The organism is Aminobacterium sp. UBA4834 (assembly GCF_002400205.1).
GTDB lineage: Bacteria > Synergistota > Synergistia > Synergistales > Aminobacteriaceae > Aminobacterium > Aminobacterium mobile.
The window spans coordinates 370,614-390,804 of record NZ_DHFC01000018.1; the positions used below are offsets into that span (position 1 = coordinate 370,614).

General features: G+C 44.6%; 22 protein-coding genes. 4 read left to right on the forward strand and 18 right to left on the reverse strand.

Annotated elements, in window-relative coordinates:
• Window positions 1-118 precede the first annotated feature (118 nt).
• The 17 genes from B3L97_RS08315 to hrcA all read right to left on the reverse strand — a co-directional run bounded on the left by B3L97_RS08315 (window position 119) and on the right by hrcA (window position 16,160).
• Window positions 119-838, reverse strand: a complete 720-nt coding sequence (locus B3L97_RS08315) for an ABC transporter ATP-binding protein (protein WP_286934815.1) — start codon at window positions 836-838, stop codon at window positions 119-121.
• Window positions 831-1,622 carry an ABC transporter ATP-binding protein gene (locus B3L97_RS08320; protein WP_024821832.1) on the reverse strand — a complete coding sequence of 264 codons (792 nt, stop codon included), beginning with the start codon at window positions 1,620-1,622 and terminating at the stop codon, window positions 831-833. Before B3L97_RS08320 ends, B3L97_RS08315 begins: the two co-directional genes overlap by 8 nt.
• Complete coding sequence (locus B3L97_RS08325; RefSeq protein ID WP_024821831.1) at window positions 1,619-2,665, reverse strand: branched-chain amino acid ABC transporter permease; 1,047 nt, start codon at window positions 2,663-2,665, stop codon at window positions 1,619-1,621. The genes B3L97_RS08320 and B3L97_RS08325 overlap by 4 nt, the downstream gene beginning before the upstream one ends.
• Window positions 2,665-3,558, reverse strand: a complete 894-nt coding sequence (locus B3L97_RS08330; protein ID WP_024821830.1) for a branched-chain amino acid ABC transporter permease — start codon at window positions 3,556-3,558, stop codon at window positions 2,665-2,667. The genes B3L97_RS08325 and B3L97_RS08330 overlap by 1 nt, the downstream gene beginning before the upstream one ends.
• 98 nt (window positions 3,559-3,656) lie before the next feature.
• Window positions 3,657-4,790 (reverse strand): ABC transporter substrate-binding protein, encoded by a 1,134-nt coding sequence (locus tag B3L97_RS08335; RefSeq protein ID WP_024821829.1) that lies wholly within the window; start codon window positions 4,788-4,790, stop codon window positions 3,657-3,659.
• Window positions 4,791-4,955: 165 nt separating this feature from the next.
• Window positions 4,956-5,420: a transcriptional regulator NrdR gene (gene nrdR, locus B3L97_RS08340; protein WP_024821828.1), complete on the reverse strand. Its 465-nt coding sequence runs from the start codon at window positions 5,418-5,420 to the stop codon at window positions 4,956-4,958.
• Between the two features lie 67 nt (window positions 5,421-5,487).
• On the reverse strand, window positions 5,488-5,952 hold the full coding sequence (locus tag B3L97_RS08345) for a GatB/YqeY domain-containing protein (RefSeq protein WP_024821827.1): 465 nt from the start codon (window positions 5,950-5,952) through the stop codon (window positions 5,488-5,490).
• A gap of 6 nt (window positions 5,953-5,958) precedes the next feature.
• Complete coding sequence (gene rpsU, locus B3L97_RS08350; RefSeq protein WP_084043861.1) at window positions 5,959-6,147, reverse strand: 30S ribosomal protein S21; 189 nt, start codon at window positions 6,145-6,147, stop codon at window positions 5,959-5,961.
• Between the two features lie 34 nt (window positions 6,148-6,181).
• On the reverse strand, window positions 6,182-6,523 hold the full coding sequence (locus B3L97_RS08355) for a histidine triad nucleotide-binding protein (RefSeq protein WP_024821826.1): 342 nt from the start codon (window positions 6,521-6,523) through the stop codon (window positions 6,182-6,184).
• 29 nt (window positions 6,524-6,552) lie between these two features.
• Entirely contained in the window at window positions 6,553-7,521 is a 969-nt protein-coding gene (locus B3L97_RS08360) for a J domain-containing protein (protein ID WP_286934816.1), read from the reverse strand.
• Window positions 7,518-9,080 carry an Hsp70 family protein gene (locus B3L97_RS08365; protein ID WP_024821824.1) on the reverse strand — a complete coding sequence of 521 codons (1,563 nt, stop codon included), beginning with the start codon at window positions 9,078-9,080 and terminating at the stop codon, window positions 7,518-7,520. The genes B3L97_RS08360 and B3L97_RS08365 overlap by 4 nt, the downstream gene beginning before the upstream one ends.
• A gap of 91 nt (window positions 9,081-9,171) precedes the next feature.
• On the reverse strand, window positions 9,172-10,473 hold the full coding sequence (gene mtaB, locus B3L97_RS08370) for a tRNA (N(6)-L-threonylcarbamoyladenosine(37)-C(2))-methylthiotransferase MtaB (protein WP_286934817.1): 1,302 nt from the start codon (window positions 10,471-10,473) through the stop codon (window positions 9,172-9,174).
• Window positions 10,470-11,336: a 50S ribosomal protein L11 methyltransferase gene (locus B3L97_RS08375; protein ID WP_024821822.1), complete on the reverse strand. Its 867-nt coding sequence runs from the start codon at window positions 11,334-11,336 to the stop codon at window positions 10,470-10,472. Before B3L97_RS08375 ends, mtaB begins: the two co-directional genes overlap by 4 nt.
• A gap of 107 nt (window positions 11,337-11,443) precedes the next feature.
• Window positions 11,444-12,586, reverse strand: a complete 1,143-nt coding sequence (gene dnaJ, locus B3L97_RS08380) for a molecular chaperone DnaJ (protein ID WP_024821821.1) — start codon at window positions 12,584-12,586, stop codon at window positions 11,444-11,446.
• Between the two features lie 13 nt (window positions 12,587-12,599).
• A complete protein-coding gene (gene dnaK, locus B3L97_RS08385) occupies window positions 12,600-14,429 on the reverse strand; it encodes a molecular chaperone DnaK (RefSeq protein ID WP_024821820.1) in 1,830 nt (609 codons plus the stop codon).
• A gap of 44 nt (window positions 14,430-14,473) precedes the next feature.
• Window positions 14,474-15,124, reverse strand: coding sequence for a nucleotide exchange factor GrpE (locus B3L97_RS08390; RefSeq protein WP_024821819.1), 651 nt, complete (start codon window positions 15,122-15,124; stop codon window positions 14,474-14,476).
• Between the two features lie 19 nt (window positions 15,125-15,143).
• Window positions 15,144-16,160, reverse strand: a complete 1,017-nt coding sequence (gene hrcA / locus B3L97_RS08395; protein ID WP_024821818.1) for a heat-inducible transcriptional repressor HrcA — start codon at window positions 16,158-16,160, stop codon at window positions 15,144-15,146.
• 190 nt (window positions 16,161-16,350) lie between these two features.
• Between hrcA and B3L97_RS08400 the strand changes: the two genes are divergently transcribed.
• The 4 genes from B3L97_RS08400 (at window position 16,351) to B3L97_RS08415 (ending at window position 19,577) form a co-directional block, all read left to right on the forward strand.
• The gene (locus tag B3L97_RS08400; RefSeq protein ID WP_286847348.1) at window positions 16,351-17,001 is read left to right on the forward strand and encodes a histidine phosphatase family protein; all 651 of its coding nucleotides are present in this window, start codon (window positions 16,351-16,353) and stop codon (window positions 16,999-17,001) included.
• A gap of 88 nt (window positions 17,002-17,089) precedes the next feature.
• Entirely contained in the window at window positions 17,090-18,307 is a 1,218-nt protein-coding gene (folP, locus tag B3L97_RS08405) for a dihydropteroate synthase (RefSeq protein WP_286934818.1), read from the forward strand.
• Window positions 18,307-18,798, forward strand: coding sequence for a 2-amino-4-hydroxy-6-hydroxymethyldihydropteridine diphosphokinase (gene folK / locus B3L97_RS08410; protein ID WP_286847495.1), 492 nt, complete (start codon window positions 18,307-18,309; stop codon window positions 18,796-18,798). The genes folP and folK overlap by 1 nt, the downstream gene beginning before the upstream one ends.
• 23 nt (window positions 18,799-18,821) lie before the next feature.
• Window positions 18,822-19,577, forward strand: coding sequence for a hypothetical protein (locus tag B3L97_RS08415; protein ID WP_286934819.1), 756 nt, complete (start codon window positions 18,822-18,824; stop codon window positions 19,575-19,577).
• Between the two features lie 32 nt (window positions 19,578-19,609).
• Here B3L97_RS08415 and B3L97_RS08420 read toward each other — a convergent pair whose 3' ends face one another.
• On the reverse strand, window positions 19,610-20,188 hold the full coding sequence (locus B3L97_RS08420) for a redoxin domain-containing protein (RefSeq protein WP_286934820.1): 579 nt from the start codon (window positions 20,186-20,188) through the stop codon (window positions 19,610-19,612).
• Window positions 20,189-20,191 lie beyond the last annotated feature (3 nt).

The window sequence follows — 20,191 nt, forward strand, 5'->3', positions numbered from 1 at the left end:
ACGTGCCGCCTCCTTAAACAAATATAGTAACTAGAACTCTCTCATATTATGACACAACGAAGGGGACGGCAAGTCGCCGTCCCCTGAGACTTTACAAAAAGAAGTTTTTGAGTCTTCCTTACCCTCCCAAATAAGCCTCTTTAACCTTAGGATCTTTCAGTAACTCTTCGCCTGTTCCTTCCAGAACAATACTCCCCACTTCCAGAATATACGCATAATGAGCAACTTTCAACGCAGCATACGCATTTTGCTCGACAAGAAGAACTGTTCGCCCTTGAGCATTAATTTCCTTAATAATATCAAAAACTTCCCTTACCAAAATCGGGGCAAGCCCAAGAGAAGGCTCGTCCATCATCACAAGGTCAGGGCGACTCATAAGAGCCCGCCCAACAGCCAACATTTGCTGTTCGCCACCAGAAAGAGTGCCGCCTTTTTGCCAGGCCCGTTCTTTCAGTCTAGGGAAAAGCGAGTAGACATGTTCTATATCCTCTCGTATCCCATCTTTATCATCTCGAATGTATGCTCCCAAAAGAAGATTTTCCTCCACTGTGAGTTGAGGGAGGATCCGGCGGCCTTCCGGACTCATGGCGATGCCTCGTTTAACAATCTGCTCTGGCGTTTTACCGAGGAGGTTATCTTCCTTTCCAGCTGTATCGGTGAAAAGAATATTTCCTTTTGCCGATTTCACTAAACCAGCAATGCTGCGAATAGTACTGCTCTTCCCAGCACCGTTAGCTCCGATAAGGGTTACTATCTGCCCTTTAGGAATAGTCAAATTAATTCCTTTCACTGCATGAATGCCACCATAATAGACGTGAAGATCCTCTATTTTAAGCATTTTTCCCGTACTCCTCTCCGAGGTATGCTTCTATAACTCGAGGATTCGACTGGATAGCCTCCGGGTCGCCTTCTGCAATGAGCTTCCCATAATCTAAAACCCAAATATACTCGCAAATGCCCATAACAACCCTCATATCATGTTCTATAAGAAGAATTGTCACATTGAATTCGTCCCTGATACGTCGTATAAAAGTCATGAGATCTTGCGTTTCCTGGGGATTCATTCCTGCAGCTGGCTCGTCAAGCAAAAGGAAATGCGGTTCTGTAGCGAGAGCTCGAGCTATCTCAAGACGCCGTTGATCTCCGTAAGGTAGGGAACTCGATATTTCCTCAGCCTGTTCGGCTAAATCTACAGCTTCTAAGAGCTTTTGAGATTTTTCACGGATCTCTTGTTCTTCATGGATAAGAGAGGGGACAGGAAAAGGCGCCATCCACCACTTACTTTTTTGGCGTACATGACATCCAATCATAACGTTTTGCAATACCGTCTCATTATTAAATAATCTAATATTCTGAAACGTTCTTGCAATCCCACTCTGACAAACTGTATGAGGTCGAAGTCCTGTTATGTCTTTACCATGAAAAAAGACCTTCCCCTCGCTAGGTTTATAAAAACCTGTAATGATATTAAAGACTGTGGTTTTTCCCGCGCCATTGGGACCAATCAGCCCCACAATGCTTCCTTGAGGGACAGACATGTTAAAATTATTGACAGCAACAAGGCCACCAAAGCGGATAGTGATATTCTGAGTTTGAAGAGCTACCTCACGCTGCTGATTCACTTAGTTTCCCCCCTTTTGGAAAAACGGGATATCATTGTGTCCCATCCAAACTCCCTCATCCCCATTATTCCTTCGCGTCTGAAGAGGATAATGAAAATAAGGGCCAGAGAGAAAATGACCATACGCATGCCGGGAATGCCGGGTATTTCAAAAGAGCCAATTGTAAGAGGGTTCTCCACAAAACGAAGCCATTCAAGAAGAATAGTAATAATAATACTCCCGATAACGCTGCCGGTAATAGAACCTAAGCCGCCGGCGACAGTGATCATCAACACATTAAAAGTAAGGGTAAAAACAAACATTTTAGGGTCTATAGTGGTAATAAGGCTTCCCATGAGAGCACCGCCAATACCTGCGAAAAAAGCTCCTATCGTGAAAGAAATAACCCGATATTTGAACGTATTAATTCCCATGTTTTTGGCAGCTATTTCGTCATCTCGAATAGCCTTCAACACATTTCCAAAGTTGCTGTTCATAAATTTAACTATAAAGTACAACGCAAAGAGTAACCATCCATAATTCCACCAAATATTCGCATATGACGGAATGCCTTTAATGCCCAAAGCACCATTCGTAACTGGTGTTATATTCGTTAATACAACACGAATAATTTCTGAAAAGCCAAGTGTCGCAATACCTAGATAGTCACCACCGAGACGAAGAACTGGAAGAGCAATGAGCAACCCAAAGAAAGCGGCAATAAGACCGCCTGCTAAAACAGCTATAAGGAAAGGAGCGCGTATTACGGAAAAGGGCCATATGATAGGCTCTAAAATCCACAAGGCTTGTTTTTGAGCCGGAGAAAGAATGAGGATTGCACACACATACGCCCCTATAGCCATAAAACCAGCATGTCCAAGAGAAAACATTCCTGTAAAACCATAAATCAGGTTAAGACTCAGTGCAAGAATTGCATTTACCGCTACTAAGTTAATAACCTGAATTTTATACCCGTCAAGATTTCCCTGAGCCCAGTAAAGTGCAAGAGCTAATAATCCTATAGCGCATACGTTCAAAATGAAGTTCCTTCTTTTTTTATCCATCAGATCTTGTCCTCCAGCTTCTCCCCCATAAGACCTGTCGGCTTAATGAGGAGGATTACGATCAGAAGAATAAAAGCAAAAGCATCGCGATACCCGGAAAGAGCCGGGAAAAAAGCGACAACCATAATTTCAATAAGACCTAATAGCATGCCCCCTATCACAGCCCCTTGAATAGAACCAATGCCACCAAAAACAGCTGCGATAAAAGCCTTAAAACCCGGGACAACCCCCATAAAAGGGTTAATTTGAGGATATCGAAGGGCCCACATAATGCCAGAAGCAGCAGCAAGAGCTGAGCCAAGTGCAAATGTGAAAGCAATAACTTTATCTACAGAAACCCCCATAAGTCTGGTGGTTTCTATATCTTTGGAAATTGCTCGCATGGCTAATCCCGGTTTCGTTTTATATACAACCCAAAGAAGAGCTAAGACAAGAAGAAAGGTAACCGAAGGGACAAGTATAGCTAAAGGCAAAATTCTGATTTGACCAACCTTAATAATGCGCACAAGCCAATCAGGGCGCATAACAGGCCGAGGCAATCCCGTAAAAACTACAAGGCCTAAGTTCTCAATAAAAAACGAAACTCCTATAGCACTAATAAGCGCGGAGATACGAGGAGCATCCCGTAGAGGCCTATAAGCCACGCGATCCACCAATATTCCGCAGAGAGTGGAAAGTAATACGGCCACAATTACGGCTACTCCCCATGGTAATTTGGCAAGTACTATAGCAAAAAAAACAAAATACGCACCAAGCATAAATATATCACCATGAGCAAAATTGATAAGCCGCAAGATGCCATAAACCATGGAATAGCCAATGGCAATAAGGCCGTACAGAGACCCGAGAGTAATGGCATTAAATAAATGCTGAATAAACATATTCAGGCTCACAGCAGCTTCCTCCTTGTTTAAGAGGCAGGAGAACTAGCGTTCTCCTGCCTCTGCGTCTGTATAAATGGAATCATACGAAAAGAGGAGTAAAGGGCTTATTACATTTCGGGTTTAACCGTTCCGATGAAGGTTTTCTTCCCTTCTTTAATCATTACAATACCCACTTCTTTTTCAGCATCATGAGTTTCATTAATCGTGGTATTGCCCGTTACGCCGGGGAAGTCTTTGGTCTCCGTCAAGGCCTTTGTTATGGCCTCGGGTTCTGCTACACCAGCTCGTTTTATGGCATCAAGGACGAGAAGATACGAGTCGTAACCAAGGGCTGCATTTACGTTGGGATCCTTATCAGGATGGAGCTTTTTCCAATTCTCTGTGAATTTTTGTGCCATGGGGCTCATATCTTTCATAGAAGGATCGTACGGGAAAGTTGTATGCATGAATCCTTCTACTGCCTCTCCGCCGATGCTAACGATTTCCGGGTTATCCATGGCATCGCCACCCATAATTCTAAATTCAGCACCGAGCTCCGCAGCTTGTTTCATAATAATAGCTCCCTCTGCAAAATAAGAAGGAATAAACATAATATCAGGTTTTTTGCTGATTATTTCAGTAAGCTGTGCCGTAAAGTCTTGGTCACCAGTATTATATTTCAGCTCAGATACTATCTCTCCATTAAGTTTGAGGAAAGACTGCTTAAAGAAACCAGCCAGACCCACGCTATAATCGTTAGAAACGTCCACAAGCAGAGCTGCTTTTTTAGCTCCCAATTCCCGTATAGCATATGTGGCAGCAGCAGCGCCCTGATAGGGGTCAATAAAGCAGGCGCGGAAATAATATTTTTTACCTTGAGTTACAAGGGGGTTCGTACAAGAAGTTCCCATAACAGGTATGCTGGCTTTTTCCGCAACTTCCCCACCAGCCATGGCAAGAGAGGACCCATAGGTTCCGATAATGGCTACAACTTTTTCCTTCTCAATCAGCCTTTTTACAGCGTTAGCTGACTCTACCTTATCGGACTTATTGTCCACCACAAAGAGTTCCACTTTTTTCCCTAGAATTTCTGGAAACTCTTGGTGAGCCATCTTCACACCGTCCAGTTCCAACTGCCCGCCAAAGGCATTTTGCCCTGTAAGAGGAAGATATACACCGATACGAATAGTATCCTCTGCGAACGCCACACCGCCAAGAAGCAACACTACCATCAATGCCAATGCTACCCTTCTCAACTTCATGAACAGTACCCCTCCTTTAAAAATAAGATCCAGAAAGATAATACTATTATACACGAAGATCGAATCTGACAATGACGTAAATTCTCTTTTGAATGACAATAGCTACATGGCAAGCTTGTGGAGGAAAGATTAAGGACCAGAAAATACACAGAAAGAGAGCCGGTTTTATGGCTCTCTTTCTGTCACAAGACGTGTTATTTCTTTTTGAAAGCTCGAAAGATCTGTGAATTCCCTGTATACGGAAGCGAAACGAACATATGCCACTTTGTTGAGGTGTTTTAATTCTTCCATTACCCGTTCTCCAATGATCGAGACTGGGATTTCACCAACACCACTTGCACGGAATCCCTCTTCAATCCTTGATACAACTTCTTCTATCTGTTCTAAGGAAACTGGTAGTTTCTCGCAAGCCTTACTGATGCCGCGAGTAATCTTTTCTCTATCAAAAATTTCCCGTCTTCCGTCCTTTTTGACTACCCGTAAGGTTCGTTTCTCCTCGATTCTTTCATAAGTGGTAAAACGGGCTAAACATTCAGGACATTCTCGACGACGACGAACAACTCTACCTTCATCGGCTGTACGTGTTTCTATAACTCGCGTCTCCATGGCACTGCATTTTGGGCATCTCATTCTCTTCTTCCCCCAGATACATAAAAGAAAAAGCCGGGCAGTCACCCGGCTTTTATACTCTGGAACGCTACTCTACTAGGGACTGCAAATATGCCTGGACCCTTGTTTTTACCCGTTTCCCTTCGGCGCGTCCTCGGACCTCGTTCATAATCCGCCCCATGACGCGCCCCATATCTTTCGGGCCCGTTGCCTTTACCGCCGCTGCAGCCTTTTCGATCATATTGTCCAATTCATCATCAGGCAGTTGTTCTGGAAGAAACGTCTCAAGGAACGCCGCTTCCCTTAGCTCTTCCGCTGCTCGATCTGAAGCGCCGCCAGCTGTAAACTGCTCTGCTGATTCATGCCTTTGTTTTATAAGCCGCTGAATAAGGGCAACTACATCCTCGTCGGCAAGCTCCGTGGAACGCCCTTTTTCAGTTTGGGCTTTCTGTATTTCTGCTTTCAACATACGTAACGTCGAAAGTTCCATTTCTTGCCTAGCTTTCATCGCCGTTACAATATCTTTCTGAATACGTTCCAACAGCTCGCTCACCTTATCTTACCCCCTGGATCTACTCCGCCGTTTTCTTGCAGCTTCGGCTCTTTTAGCTTTCTTAACTTCGCTAGGTTTTTCATAGTGCTCTCGCTTCCGAGCTTCGCGAAGGGTTCCAACCTTAGAGACCTCCCGCTTGAAACGCCTTAGCGCATCCTCAAGGGACTCATTTTCTCTCCGAATGATCGTCGTCATACTGGATCCCCCCTTTCTGTGCCACCCACATCAACTAACCTGGTGGCCAGCGGAACGACCGTCCCGCCAACAGGTGAACATGAAGGTGGGGGATTGTCTGTCCAGCCTGAGCACCACAGTTGATTACTAATCTATAACCATTGTCCTCAAGCCCAAGGCTTCTAGCTACTAGAGTTACAGCCCCCATAAGATGGCCCCACATCCCATCTTCTTTAACCATAGCCGCAGAGCTGATATGCTGTTTAGGAACAATTAACACATGTACAGGAGCTTGAGGATTTAAATCCCTAAACGCAAGAACATGGGCATCTTCGTAAACAACATCCGCTTTAACTGATTTCTCAATAATCTTGCAAAAAATGCAACTCCTGTCCACTACAACCCACCTCTCAACTTCAGGCTATTCTATACCAGATTTTTCTTCCGGACAATAGACCCCGCCCAAACTCGTACAGCTGGAGCATTATGAGAACGAGCCAAAAGGCAAACCCTTCCCATTGCCCATTCGGGACATCCTTTTCTCTTTAAAATTTGTAAGAGTGGCACCAAGATCCTTTCATCATCGCTTCTCAACAATCGTAATACGCTGATTTCATCAGGAGCTTCTCCATTATAAGGCCAGCGGCTGAGTGCTTTCACTATAACTTCTACAGAAGGATGGGAGAGAAACCGCTGTAAAAGAGATTCTCTACAAGGCACATTGCCTATCCATCGTAAATATGATAAAGCCGCTTTTTCAGAAACCTGACAGGCTTTAGCTGAAACAGCTTCAGCAAAAGTCAGAAGTACCGGCTGATAAAATATCCCTTCAAAAATCAGTGTCAAAGAATCTTCGTCTTCTGGATATCTATCCGCCATGTTGACAAAACTTTCTGCTACGCCAGGCTGATCGAAATATTTTATCAAAAATCCCGCCGCTAAACGACGCACTGCAGGATGAGTACTTAGAAGTCTTTGCTGCGATCTCACAAGATCTGTTTTACCATCAACTTCCTGTGCACGTTCAAGCAAATGAGCCATCTTTAGTTCCGTGTCCACAAGAATTTTTTCTAACCGCAGCTGACGGATTCGTTCGGAGTTTTTTGTGTTCTGAGCTGTCTCTCTCTCAGGTTGTTGCTGCGTATTGCGCGCCCTGCCCTGTTTCCAGGCCCCTCCTCCCTGTCTCAGCGTAGCTACATCAGATTCCTTAGATTTAAGAAACATATAAGCCGCTGTGATTTTTTCAAATTGAGGCGCTGCCTGAGGTCCAGCTATGTCTGGATGGCAAGTTCTGGCCAATTGTCGAAAAGCAGAGCGGATATCTTTCATTGAAGCCCCAGACATGAGACCAAGAACAGCGAGACTCTCCTCGAGCCGAATAGACGCGTCCATCATAAAGAGATCCTCTCCATATTGTCAGCTAGGTGAGACAATAGCTCCACCGCTTCTCCGTAACAACTCTGCTCCACCAGCGCTCCAGCCGATCCGACAAGAGCCATCAACCTACTCTGCTGCGAGGCTGATAGGGGGAGGGCCAATCTAGCCAATCGTTTCTCTATTTCTTTAAGTTCGGGAGGATTTTCTTCACTATGTGCCAGACACTCATCCACAGAGAAGGGAGGGATATCGAACAACTCTCCAGACTCTCGTCTCAGCTGTATAGAAAGGAGTCCTCCAGAATCTACAGAGAAGTAAAGATCCACTTCTTCACCTTTTTTGAGAGAATCGACAAAAACTCGATTCAGAACCATCCATCCAGGGCTCTCGGCTTCACCCTGCACTATTTCCAAATCTATACGTCCATTTCCAACGCTAACAAAATGGCGGGTAGCTCTACATGGCAAAGGAAGGCCTTTTTCCAAAACAGGAACAAAATTCCCCTCCGCAGAAACTATCCCCAAACTTTGAGAGAGAACATCTATAAGGAAACGTCCTTCTGTTGCCGAGCCAAAAAGAGCTGCTCCCATGGCGATAGCTTCGTCTGGGCATTGACTCACATACTCTGGATGAGCCACTTTCGACTCTAAAACAGATCGGAAAAAAGGGATGCGACTACTTCCCCCAACAAGCAGCAAATGACTTGGAGTATATTTTTCCCAAAGCTGGAAAACTATTGTAGCCACCTGAAGGACCATGGGGCGAATGAGCTCTTCGAACTCATGACGAGATATATTTATAGAATGAGAGGAACGAGAAAGGGCCTGCGTTGGTTGCCACGTATAGTTTGAACATGAAGAGAGGGCTATTTTTATGTTTTCAGCCTCTCCTAAAAGATAACGCCACATGCTATCATCTGCAGGAAGCGCCTCTGTGCTCAAAAGAAGTCGTTTTTCTAAAAGCCGGGCCATCAAAAAATCAATTTCTCGGCCACCGATAGTAGAATCTCCAACGCTTTCCAACACTTGCCAAACTCCCTTTTCCATTTCTACAACTGAAACATCTACAGTTCCAGCTCCAAAATCTACAACGAGAGAAACTCCTTCTTTCCCATATGCAAAAGCTGCTGCTGTAGGTTCGTTAATGATACGCAAAGACTCAAACCCTGCAGAATAGGCAGCACGAGCAATCGCCTGGCGTTCCGCAAAGCTAAAAGCAGAAGGGACGGTTAGAACGCATGCAGTTACAAAACGGTTCAGAACCGCTTCCGCATCTTCTCGCAATAAAACAAGTAAAGGGACCAAAACTTCTTCTGGCGCAAAACAACGCCAACCACAGCGAATTTTTCCTTGTCGGCTTATTTGCCGTTTCATATCCCAAAAGGTTACCTCAGGATGGGCTATCTCTCTTCGCGCCGCCTCTTCGCCGGCAACCCAACCAGAGGGACTCCAGGAAACCACTGAAGGGGTGCGTTTCATCCCCCACCGGCTAGGCAAAACCTCCACATTCCCATCAATATTACAGGCTGTCATGGCATAACGGGTGCCAAGGTCTATTCCAAGCATCGGATACTTCATACCTACAGACCGCCTTCCAAAAAACAACAATATATTTCATATTACATAGTTTATTATACCAGCCAAACATCTTATTTTCAGAGAGTAAGAGTTATGCTCGAAGAGATTCGGAAGCGTAGGAGAAAGGGCGAACTGTCACAATATCTCCTATAGAAAATTTTTGGGCAGTTTCTACTTTTACAAAAAAGGGAGTAAGGCCAGTAGATCTGCCATCCGACACTTCTTCCACAAGAATTGGGATATCTTTTCCCAGCCATTGGCTACAATAAGATTTCAACAATTCCTCACCTTTTGTTATGGTTTGATGAACTCGTTCCTGAGCAATCTCCCGAGGAATTTGCTCCTTAAAAGATGCAGCTCGCGTTCCCTGTCGAATAGAGTAAGGGAAGACATGTACTTTCCCCAAACCTATCTCGTCCATTATACGGAGGGTATTACGAAAAGCCCTGTCGCTTTCTCCAGGAAATCCTACAAGGATATCAGTACTGATATGAACTCGCTCGCCCAGAAAAGAGCGGATCCTTTTTACAGACGCCATAAAATCGGAGACAGTATAGCCTCTTCCCATCCTTTCGAGAACATCATCATCCCCACTCTGTAACGGAAGGTGCAAATGAGGACAAAATTGAGGAGTCTCAGCAAGGGCAGATAACAAGGTGTCATCAATACCGAAAGGTTCAAGAGACCCGAAGCGTATCCGACGAACACCTGGAACAGAACCAATCCGACGGACAAGCTCTCCCAGAGAAATTTCGCCATAAGTACCATATAAGCCAAGGTGGACACCAGTAAGGACTACCTCTGAACATCCTGAATCCACTATAGAATGGACCTCATTCAGTACATCCTGCCATGGACGGCTCACTGGTTTGCCTCGCACGAAAGGGATGATGCAATACGAACAAAAATGATTGCATCCGTCTTGTACTTTGACGAAAGCCCGAGTATGCAAGAGAGGATGCCTTTGAAAAAGAGGATCCCACGAGGAATCGTAAAGAACATCACTGCGTAAATCAGTAAAGATATTATTTTTCTTCTCGAAGGCTTCCTCCATAAGGGTCGGGATACTCGCTTTTTGTCTCGTGCCAACAAGAATATCCACACCAAGGCCTTGAGCTATCTGAGAAGGCACTTTCTGAGCCCAACATCCGCACGCCACTATAACAGCATCTTTCGATTCACGTCGCAACCGTCTTGCAAACTGGCGGCTCTTTTTATCTGCCATAGAAGTAACAGTACAAGAAACCAGAATAGCTCCATCATAAGGAGGCGAAGAGACAATATGAGCGCCAAAAGCCTCGAGCATAGATGCTAGGGCATCGGCTTCAGACTGATTTGTTCTGCACCCCATGGCTATTATGACTATTCGCTTGTTTATTAACGATCTCTTCATTTTTTCGTTACTGCTACCCCCCACCAATCATTGCAAGCTACATCGTCAATAATCTCAAGACCTATTTCTTTCAACGCTTTTATGAAGGTTTCCTTTTCCTTCAGTAATAAACCGGAAAAGATAGCTATCCCATCCTCTTTCAATGCGGCAGGTACGCTTGGAAGCATTGTGAGAAGAGGCTCAATAACTATATTAGCCATAAGGATATCCACTGTTTCATGAAACCCCTTAAGGAGATCCCCCTCCTGCAAGTCTACATCCTCTTTATAGACGCCATTAAGTTCCATATTATTCAAGACCTCATCCAGCACCGCCGGATCCAAATCTCGAGCATAGACATGACGGGCACCAAGCCGAACAGCTCCAATAAAAAGGATGCCAGACCCTGTGCCAATATCTGCTACATCAAAATCAGGCCGCATATATTTCTCAAGGAGGGACAACGCTATTTGCGTGCTTTCATGATATCCAGTACCAAAAGCGGAGCCTGGATATATATAGAGAGGGATTCTATCCTGAGGTTCGCTTCCTCTATGCCATGGAGCTAAAACCACAAACCGCTCCCCCACAGGGAGAGGAGGAAAAGCCTCTTTCCACTCTGTATGCCATTGTCTGTTCTCTATTTTTCCCATATCTACAACAGATACCCCTGGCCATGAACCTAAGTATCTATTCAACTCTTCAAGCCAATAGCCTAAATCTTGGAAGGTGCGGTAATAAATCCTCATTCTGACGCTGCCAGAACTCTCATGCTCTTCAGAACCAATACCTCCAGAAAGATCGGCAAGTGAAGACAACACTTCTTCAAGCTCTAATGTAGCTTCAAGGGTAATGTACCACCAAAAGCTATCTCCCTTGGTCATGATGTGTCCTCCTCTTTTAGAAAAATCCTGTGAAAAATCGGGGAGGCTTCAAGCCTCCCCGATTGACGTCGAGTCTATCACGTATGGAAGGATTTTACAGCTATACCTCAAGAACCAAAGATGTTTCTGAATTTAGAGAAGAGCCCCTCATCCTTAACATCTAATTCCATCTCTTTCGCTAATCCTTCAATGAGAGCCCGCTGCTTTTCAGTTAAACGAGTGGGAATATCGATCGTTACATGAACAAATAAATCCCCTCTTCCTCGTCCACCTCGAAGCCTGGGCATCCCTTTACCCCGAAGTCTAAAAACCTTACCTGGCTGAGTCCCTGCTGGAATTTCAAGTTTCTCCACTCCATCAATGAGCGTCTCAACCTCAATTGAGCCCCCAAGAGCAGCCATAGGAAAGGCTAGCACTGTCTTCCGATGGAGATCCCCCTCGTCTCTTTTGAAAACAGGATGGTCTTTCACCTGAATTACAAGGAAAAGATCCCCTGGAGGACCTCCATTAAAGCCAACTTCGCCTTCTCCATGAATACGCAGCCTTGTGCCTGTATCTACGCCAGCTGGTATGCGAACTTTCAGACGGTGGGGAACTTTCTGCCGTCCCTGACCGCCACACTGGCTGCATTTTTGTTTGATAAACTGTCCAGATCCACCGCACTGAGGACACGTAGTAACGGATACAAATTGACCAAAAGGCGTCTGCTGGCGCGTCTCTATTTGCCCAGTGCCACCACAACGAGAGCATGTTTCCGGAGTTGTTCCAGGTTCTGCTCCAGAGCCGCCACAACGGCTACAATTCTCCCATCGAGGTATTTCCACTTCCGGCTCGATGCCGCGAGCTGCATCTTCCAAAGAAATGGAAAGAGCCATTTCAAGATCTGCACCACGGCGAGGGGCTCGAGGGTCAGCCCTTCGCCGCCCCATTCCCCCACCAAAGATATTCTCAAAAATATCTCCAAACATATCGCCCATCCCGCCGAAGCCCTCAAAGGGACCCCCGCCTGGAGGCATGTCTCCTACTGTTCCAAACTGATCGTACTGTGCCCGCTTTTGCGAGTCACTCAACACTTCATAGGCCGCATTAATTTTCTTGAACTTTTCTTCGGCCTCCATATTCCCAGGGTTCGCATCGGGATGGTACTTACGAACAAGCCGCCGATAGGCCTTTTTTATATCAGCTGCAGAGGCATCCCGGGGAACGCCAAGTATCTCGTAAAAATCTTCCTGCGCGCCGGGAGATGGCACCTCAGATCACTCCTTACGCCTGACCATGATCGCTGAATTCAGCGTCAACTGTTTCCCCTGTTTCTTGGCTATGAGAATTTTCACTCTGCTGCCCACTCGTTGAATCAGCAGATTCGGCCTGGCTATAAAGTCGTGCCGAAAATTCCTGAACTTCTTTGAGGAGAGCATCTTTGGCGGCTTTCATTTTCTCTGTATCGTCACCTTCAATAGCTTTCTTTAAATTATCAACGGCAGAGTTGATTGTTCCCTTTTCCTCAGCTGACATTTTATCTCCATGGTCTTTCATCAGCTTTTCAGCCTGATAGACAACACCATCGGATTCGTTCTTCACTTCAGCCGCATCTCTACGCTGAAGATCGTCTTTCTCGTGCTCTTCAGCCTGTTTTTTCATTTTTTCAATCTCATCATCAGAGAGCCTGGACGACTGAATCGTAACCTTCTGCTCTTTCCCTGTACCCTTATCTTTAGCGGAAACATTTAAAATTCCATTAACGTCTATATTAAACGTAACTTCAATCTGGGGAATACCGCGAGGTGCTGGCGGAATTCCATCAAGCGTAAAGCTGCCTAACTTCACGTTATCTGCGGCCATAGGCCGCTCTCCCTGTAAAACTACTATTTCCACCTGGTTCTGATTATCAGAGGCAGTAGAGAAAACCTGGCTTCGAGAAACAGGAATAGCCGTATTTCTCTCTATTATTTTTGTAAAGACACCACCTAAAGTCTCAATTCCAAGAGATAGGGGGGTTACATCCACTAGAACAATATCTTTATGATCTCCAGAAAGAATTGCTCCCTGCAGAGCTGCTCCAGCAGCTACACATTCATCAGGATTGATCCCCTTAGAAGGCTCTTTCCCCAGAAGCTCCTGAATTTTTTTCTGAACCATAGGCATACGGGATGAGCCACCGACCAACAACACCTTGTTAATTTCGTTCGTAGAAAGCCCCGAATCACTTAATGCGCGTTTTACAGGCCCTTCTACGCGAGTCATTAGATCTCTTGTCAGCTCTTCAAACTTAGCCCGTGACAAGGACATTTCCAAATGTTTAGGTCCAGTTTCATTAGCTGTGATGAATGGAAGAGAGATAGTGGTTTCCGGCATAGATGTCAATTCAATCTTCGCCTTCTCTGCCGCTTCACGTAAACGCTGCAAAGCCATCCGATCATTATTGAGATCAATACCTTCAGTCTTTTTAAACTCTGCTACCATCCATTCCACTATGCGATTATCCCAATCATCACCGCCAAGGCGGTTATCACCAGAAGTAGCGAGAACTTCGTATACTCCTTCGCCTACGTCAAGAATGGAAACATCAAAAGTTCCCCCGCCAAGGTCAAAAACAAGAATTTTACTCTCTCCCTGTTTATTATCACCATAGGCTAAACACGCTGCAGTAGGCTCATTAATAATACGAAGAACTTCAAGACCAGCAATAGTTCCTGCATCTTTCGTAGCTTGACGCTGAGCATCGGTAAAGTAGGCGGGCACGGTAATAACTGCTTTTGTTACTGGCTCGCCTAAATAATCTTCTGCGTCTCTTTTAAGTTTCTGTAGAACCATGGCCGATATTTCTTGGGGTGTATATGCTTTACCGTCAATTTTTACTGTTTCCTCAGACCCCATATCTCTTTTGATAGACATAATCGTATGGTCAGCATTAACTATGGCTTGTCGTTTCGCAAGCTGTCCTACAAGACGCTCTCCATCTTTTGTAAAAGCCACGACAGAAGGAGTCGTCCGAGCTCCCTCCGCATTGGGAATAATAGTTACGTTATCTCCCTCTTTAACAGCTATACAGCTATTTGTTGTTCCGAGGTCTATACCAACTACCTTTGACATTCCTATCACCTCTATAAAATAAAAAGAATCAATTTAAGATATTTCTATGCCTTAGACTGATCGTCTTCGTTTACAATATCTTTTTCACACTCTTGAGCTTTTTGGGGTTCTACGTATTTTCCAACCTTTACTCGAGATGGGCGAATAACCTTATCTGCCATTTTATAGCCCCGTTGTAGTTCAAAAACCACGATGCCATCTTTTTCCGGTTCTTCCACTGGCTCTATACCTACTGCTTCATGAAAACTTGGAGAAAAAGGCTCTCCTTCAGCCAGTATTTCTGAGACTCCCACTTTCTCTAACACCGACAAAAACTGCCGCCGGACCATAGATACTCCTTCTCGAATATTCTGTTCTTCTGTATTGTCAGGTTGTGCCAAAGCTCTGTCGAGATTATCTAGAACTGGTAGCAGCTGCATTACCAAATCTTCTTCCGCGAGGCGGATATACCTTTCACGTTCTCGTTCCACTCTATTTTTATAGTTATAAAAATCTGCACGAGCAGATGCAGCAGCGGTACGAAGGATCTCGTTTTCTTTTTTTACTTCTTCTATAACCTTTTCCAATTCCTTTTTTTCCTGAATCAGCACCTCAAGAACCTCCTGCCCTGCTTCCTCCATTTTCCCCTCAGGTGGAGCTTCCTGTCCCTGCTGACAGTTCGTTTCACGACACATTTCCTGTTCTTCTCGGGCCATGGAATCGAACCTCCTTATATTAATCGACGTTTTCTTCTTCCAGATCTGCCATCATGGCTTCGAGAATGGAAATCGTTTTTTCATAATCCATTCTCATCGGTCCAATTACACCTAAAACTGTTCTTCGACCGCGCTTTCTTGAAGGAACCATCAATATGGAACACTCTTGCATTTCCTCTTCCGGGTTTTCATCTCCAATGGAAATATTAACGCCGCGTTCAAGAGAACAACGATCTACAACCTCTGCCAGAGAAGATTCCTCTTCCAGCAGCGAGAGAACAGCCTGAAGTTTACTTATATCTTGAAAATCAGGGAGGTTGAGGATATGCTGCGCCCCCCCTGTAAATAGCCTATAGTTATACTTCTGCAACATCCCGTCTATTTGTATAATGGCTTCTGAACACGCATCAGAAAATCTTTCAAGGCCCTCTATAACATAAGAATAGAGGACTTCCCGCACTTCTGACCACGGATGTCCAACACATATCATATTGATACGACGAGCCAACTCCTCAAGGGAATCCTGAGATAAATCACATGGCAAAGCCACTATATTATGGTGAACAAGGCCGCCTTTAAGTACCATAATTACAAGAACCGTATTTCCGCCAAGACGAACAAAATCCACATGTTGAATTTCCACTTCATGAAGGGAGGATATAGCAGCAACACCCACATAGTTTGTTACCCGCCCCAGAAGTTGGGAGACATAGGATAAAAGAGATTCGATGCCTTGCTTCTGTTCTCGAATGCCATCTTTCCAATACTCAAATCCAACCGGAGGGACTCTTCTTCGATGTAGAATAGAATCGACATAAAGTCGGTAAGCCCTTGATGTGGGAAGGCGTCCTGCCGATGTGTGAGGTTGATAGAAATAGCCCATCAGCTCAAGATCGTACATTTCATTACGTATCGTAGCCGCACTGCAACCTTTTAAATACTTACGGGCAATAGTACGAGATCCTGCCGGTTCCCCAGTCTGAATATATTCATACACAACGGCTAAAACGATCTCTAGTTGCCGTTCGGTAAGCACGAACCTCCCCTCCTTTTTTCAATGTATTAGCACTCTCTCTTGTTGAGTGCTAATCTATCCATTTACAGAAGGTAGATTATCAATCCTTAGAATTATTGTCAAGACTGGTCAATCTTTTTATTTCATTATTTCTCTGATATATAATGATAACATTCATTAATATGATACAAGAGAAAGAAGAGTGAGAATCATGGCTACTGATCGAGAACACACGACTATAATTTTAGCTAGACACGGTGAATGTCAAGGTAATCGAGAAGAGAGATTTCGCGGCCGTGTGGACTATCCTCTCAACGAAAGGGGGCTGGAACAGGCAGAAGATTTAGGCAAAGCCATCGCCCCCATGGTTCCCGACTTTATTTATACAAGCCCTCTGCTACGAGCCAAACAAACGGCTACAGCCATCGCCAGAGCATGTAGCCATAAACATCTTTTTGAATGCGAAGGCCTAAACAATATTAATTTCAGTTTTTGGGAAGGGCGCCTTAAAAAAGAAATCGCTCTAGAGTACCCGAGTGACTGGGAAACATGGCTCACCTATCCAGAAAAGTTGCGCCTTTCCGGAGCAGAAACCTTACAAGAAGTGCAAGGCAGGGCATTACGTGCTCTTAAAGAACTGGTTGAAAAACATTACGGAGACACTATAGTCGTTGTTTCTCATCGTACTGTGCTGAAACCCCTTATAGCCGGCTGTCTCAATATTCCTGAACCCTACTTCTGGAAAACCCATATGGACACCGCATCCTATAGCATCTTGACATATGACTATCAAAGAGGATACGGCCTCTTCTCTCTGAACCAAACTGCTCACTTGAAAAAAGTCTCCACTGAATGGATTTAGTCTCTTTCTTGACCTCCTAACAGAGAGGTCTTATTATCTTTGTGCTCTTATATCATTTCATTAGGTATCTAAGAAAGGGATAATACAAGTGACTATATATTCTGTGCACGTTCATTCCAATAGCGAGCTCGTATCTCTCATACATAAAATTGGAGCAGATCCCCGCTCGGCTGCATATTTTTTGCCAAAGCGAGAAATTTTGCCCATTTGGGTTTCCCAAGTAGATTTTCGGGCAGCAGCCTATGTAAAGCAGGAACTCTTGGCTCGTGGCGGTGATGCTATCGTCCATAAAAATGTTATTGACGGGCGAACCGAAAAAAGCGATGTGCTTCTTCTGGGGACAGAGGGCCAATATAAAGCGCTGCTTTTGAAACTGAAAGCCCTCTCTTGCTGGGGCCTTGACCAATTACGTGAAGAACTCAGCAACACATTCAAAGCTATGGCACAACGCTCTTGGAATCTCTCCTTGCCTCGTCATCGAACCCTGTCTCTTGGCGGTGGTGAAACAAAAGTAATGGGGATTCTCAACATAACCCCCGATTCTTTTTATAGCGAAAGTCGACTTTCTACAGCAGATGAAGCTGTAAAACGAGCCCGTCAAATGTTAGAGGCAGGAGCTGATATTCTCGACATAGGAGCGGAATCCACCCGCCCCGGCTCAGATCCCATTTCTGCCAAGGAAGAGCAAGATCGTCTTATACCCGCCCTCTCCGCCGTTAGGAAGGAGTTTCAAGACGCTGTTATTTCTGTCGATACATATAGAGGGGAGACAGCCCGAATAGCGTCGGATTGTGGCGCTGATATAATAAATGATGTGTCTGGTTTTACACTTGACCAAGATATGTTCTCAGCAACTGTTCAAACCGATCTTGTCTATGTGCTCTCCCATATACAAGGAATACCTAAAACCATGCAAAACAACCCTGTATACTGCGATGTAATTGGAGAGTCTATCGACTATTTTCACCAGCGCCTTCATATGCTAGCAGAAGCAGGAGTCGCTCCTGACAGAATTATTATTGATCCAGGGATCGGTTTTGGGAAAAGGCTCGAAGATAATATGCGGGTATTAAAGTTTATCCAATCATATAGGAGTCTTGGGCGTCCTATTTTGATCGGTCATTCCAGAAAAGGCTTTATACGAACTCTGCTTGAAACAGAAGACACTGCGTCCCGTCTCTATGGAACTTTAGCCGTTTCTGCTTACTGCGCCAAAGAAGCAGTGGAACTTGTACGAGTTCACGATGTAAAAGCAACTCACGATGTGATTACCATCATTAAGGCTATAAGGGAGGCAGGGATGTGATGCGTGTTGCACTGGCTCTTGGTAGTAATGTGGGGGACCGCATGAATAATCTGCGGAAAGCCGTGCAAATTTTAGATAGTAAAGGTGTCCACGTCGTTGCGAAAAGTGACATTTTTGAAACAGCTCCTTTAGGGGAGGTTGAACAAACTCGTTTCCTTAATGCCTGCATTCTCGTAGAAACTTCTATGGGCGCTTTTGCTCTTCTTGACCTCGTTAAACAGATAGAAAAAGACATGGGAAGGATTGAAAGGTGGCGATGGGGGCCTCGGGAAATCGACATCGATTTGTTGTTGTTGGAAAATGGTGAGTGCATTGATGATAAAAGACTTCGTATTCCTCATCCTGAAATGCACCGCAGATCTTTCGTTTTAGTTCCACTGAACCAAATAGCTGCAAATTGGGTTCACCCACAGCTTAGGGTAACTATAAGCTCTTTAGTAGAAACTCTAAAAGATAAGGATAAAACGTTAATAAAAATATCCAGCTTATAAAATCATAGGAGGTGATGGACCTTATGACGCTGAAGAAGATCCGCATTTTCATAATAGTTTTCGTCGCAATTACAGCAATACTTCCTGCCCCCTTGCAGGGAGCCACAGGCTCTCTTCAGGTTTATGCCGCGCCAGGACATCCACTTACCTTGACTACTCAGAGCAATGATGGAGTTATAAAAGAAGCTTGGCTGCGTTCTCCAGCCGGTCTTCACCCGCTAAAAGTATTAGAGGGGAAGCGTATTACAGAAAATACGTGGCATTTACCATTTGCCGATAAAGATTTAAGGCCAGATCTCATATGGCGACTTTCTTTTAATGATCCAGAAACCACAAAAAAGTATTATCTCTGGGTTACAGCGCTCACAGAAACTCCTCGTGCCTGGCTAGCCGTAACGCCAGCTGGACCATCTCGATGGGATACTCTGCCTCTAAATATATCCACTCCCCCTGATGTTTTTCTATATGTGTCTCCAAATCTCCCTGCCTATATAGATATAAGCAGCACCAAAAGAGAATCAGAGTCCCTTCTTTCTTTTATTTATACGGTGGGACTCACTATGGATGGTCCTAACTTTGTCCTTATACCTGAGGTATATCGCCAGTTACAACCTGTTGCGGAATTAGTTCAAAAGGCAGAAGAAGACGAGACTATAAAGAACGCCTATGGAAAACTTCAGGAAGATTTCGATAAAATGGGGAAGGGACAAGCTCCCTCTCGAGAAGCCATTATCAATTTCTGTTGGAAGAAAATTTTAAATATCAACTGGCAAGACTAATCCCCCAAATAACTTACGGGGGATTAGCCTTTTTAATTAGTGGCGTCTATACCTTTCGCCCGACTGTCTTCCATGCAAACAGTACGCCCTGCCGCATCTTTGAGACAACGTTGTATTTCTATCTCCAAGTTGGGGATTTCTGATTTTGTATAGTCTCTTAGGATAAAAATAACTTCTCGAAGTTCTGGAATCTGGTCGAGCTCATATTCTTTAGCGAAAATAACTTCCAATTTTTCATTTAAAAGAATACTTGCTCGGGATGCAAAACCATCTTTTTCGCGAAAAACCCCATACTGACGAGCAATAGAACCATGAGGCCAAAAGTCGGAAAGAAGCTGGAGCTTTTTAATTCCAATAGCTTCGCCCCATGCTCTCTTCGTTGCGGCAGAATCTACGCTAATGGCAAGAGGAATTGTATTAAGTCGCTCAAAAAGACCTAGATGAGCGTCAATGGTGTTAACCTGTGCCTGACAAATATGAGTCCACGCCAGCGGATGGAAAGAAAGCAATACATTATGCCCCTTTAACGTGGAGAGTGTAACGGAATTTCCCTTTTGATCCTTCAAACAGAAATCAGGTCCTTCATACCCTAATTGAATAAGCCCTCCCATCAC

Bases quoted from the DNA above. Each gene is read 5' to 3' on its own strand.
- B3L97_RS08315 (WP_286934815.1), bottom strand. From the start codon at position 838: ATGCTTAAAATAGAGGATCTTCACGTCTATTATGGTGGCATTCATGCA.
- B3L97_RS08325 (WP_024821831.1), bottom strand. From the start codon at position 2,665: ATGGATAAAAAAAGAAGGAACTTCATTTTGAACGTATGCGCTATAGGA.
- B3L97_RS08335 (WP_024821829.1), bottom strand. From the start codon at position 4,790: ATGAAGTTGAGAAGGGTAGCATTGGCATTGATGGTAGTGTTGCTTCTT.
- nrdR (WP_024821828.1), bottom strand. From the start codon at position 5,420: ATGAGATGCCCAAAATGCAGTGCCATGGAGACGCGAGTTATAGAAACA.
- rpsU (WP_084043861.1), bottom strand. From the start codon at position 6,147: ATGACGACGATCATTCGGAGAGAAAATGAGTCCCTTGAGGATGCGCTA.
- B3L97_RS08360 (WP_286934816.1), bottom strand. From the start codon at position 7,521: ATGATGGACGCGTCTATTCGGCTCGAGGAGAGTCTCGCTGTTCTTGGT.
- B3L97_RS08365 (WP_024821824.1), bottom strand. From the start codon at position 9,080: ATGAAGTATCCGATGCTTGGAATAGACCTTGGCACCCGTTATGCCATG.
- mtaB (WP_286934817.1), bottom strand. From the start codon at position 10,473: ATGAAGAGATCGTTAATAAACAAGCGAATAGTCATAATAGCCATGGGG.
- B3L97_RS08375 (WP_024821822.1), bottom strand. From the start codon at position 11,336: ATGACCAAGGGAGATAGCTTTTGGTGGTACATTACCCTTGAAGCTACA.
- dnaK (WP_024821820.1), bottom strand. From the start codon at position 14,429: ATGTCAAAGGTAGTTGGTATAGACCTCGGAACAACAAATAGCTGTATA.
- B3L97_RS08390 (WP_024821819.1), bottom strand. From the start codon at position 15,124: ATGGCCCGAGAAGAACAGGAAATGTGTCGTGAAACGAACTGTCAGCAG.
- B3L97_RS08400 (WP_286847348.1), top strand. From the start codon at position 16,351: ATGGCTACTGATCGAGAACACACGACTATAATTTTAGCTAGACACGGT.
- folK (WP_286847495.1), top strand. From the start codon at position 18,307: ATGCGTGTTGCACTGGCTCTTGGTAGTAATGTGGGGGACCGCATGAAT.
- B3L97_RS08415 (WP_286934819.1), top strand. From the start codon at position 18,822: ATGACGCTGAAGAAGATCCGCATTTTCATAATAGTTTTCGTCGCAATT.
- B3L97_RS08420 (WP_286934820.1), bottom strand. From the start codon at position 20,188: ATGGGAGGGCTTATTCAATTAGGGTATGAAGGACCTGATTTCTGTTTG.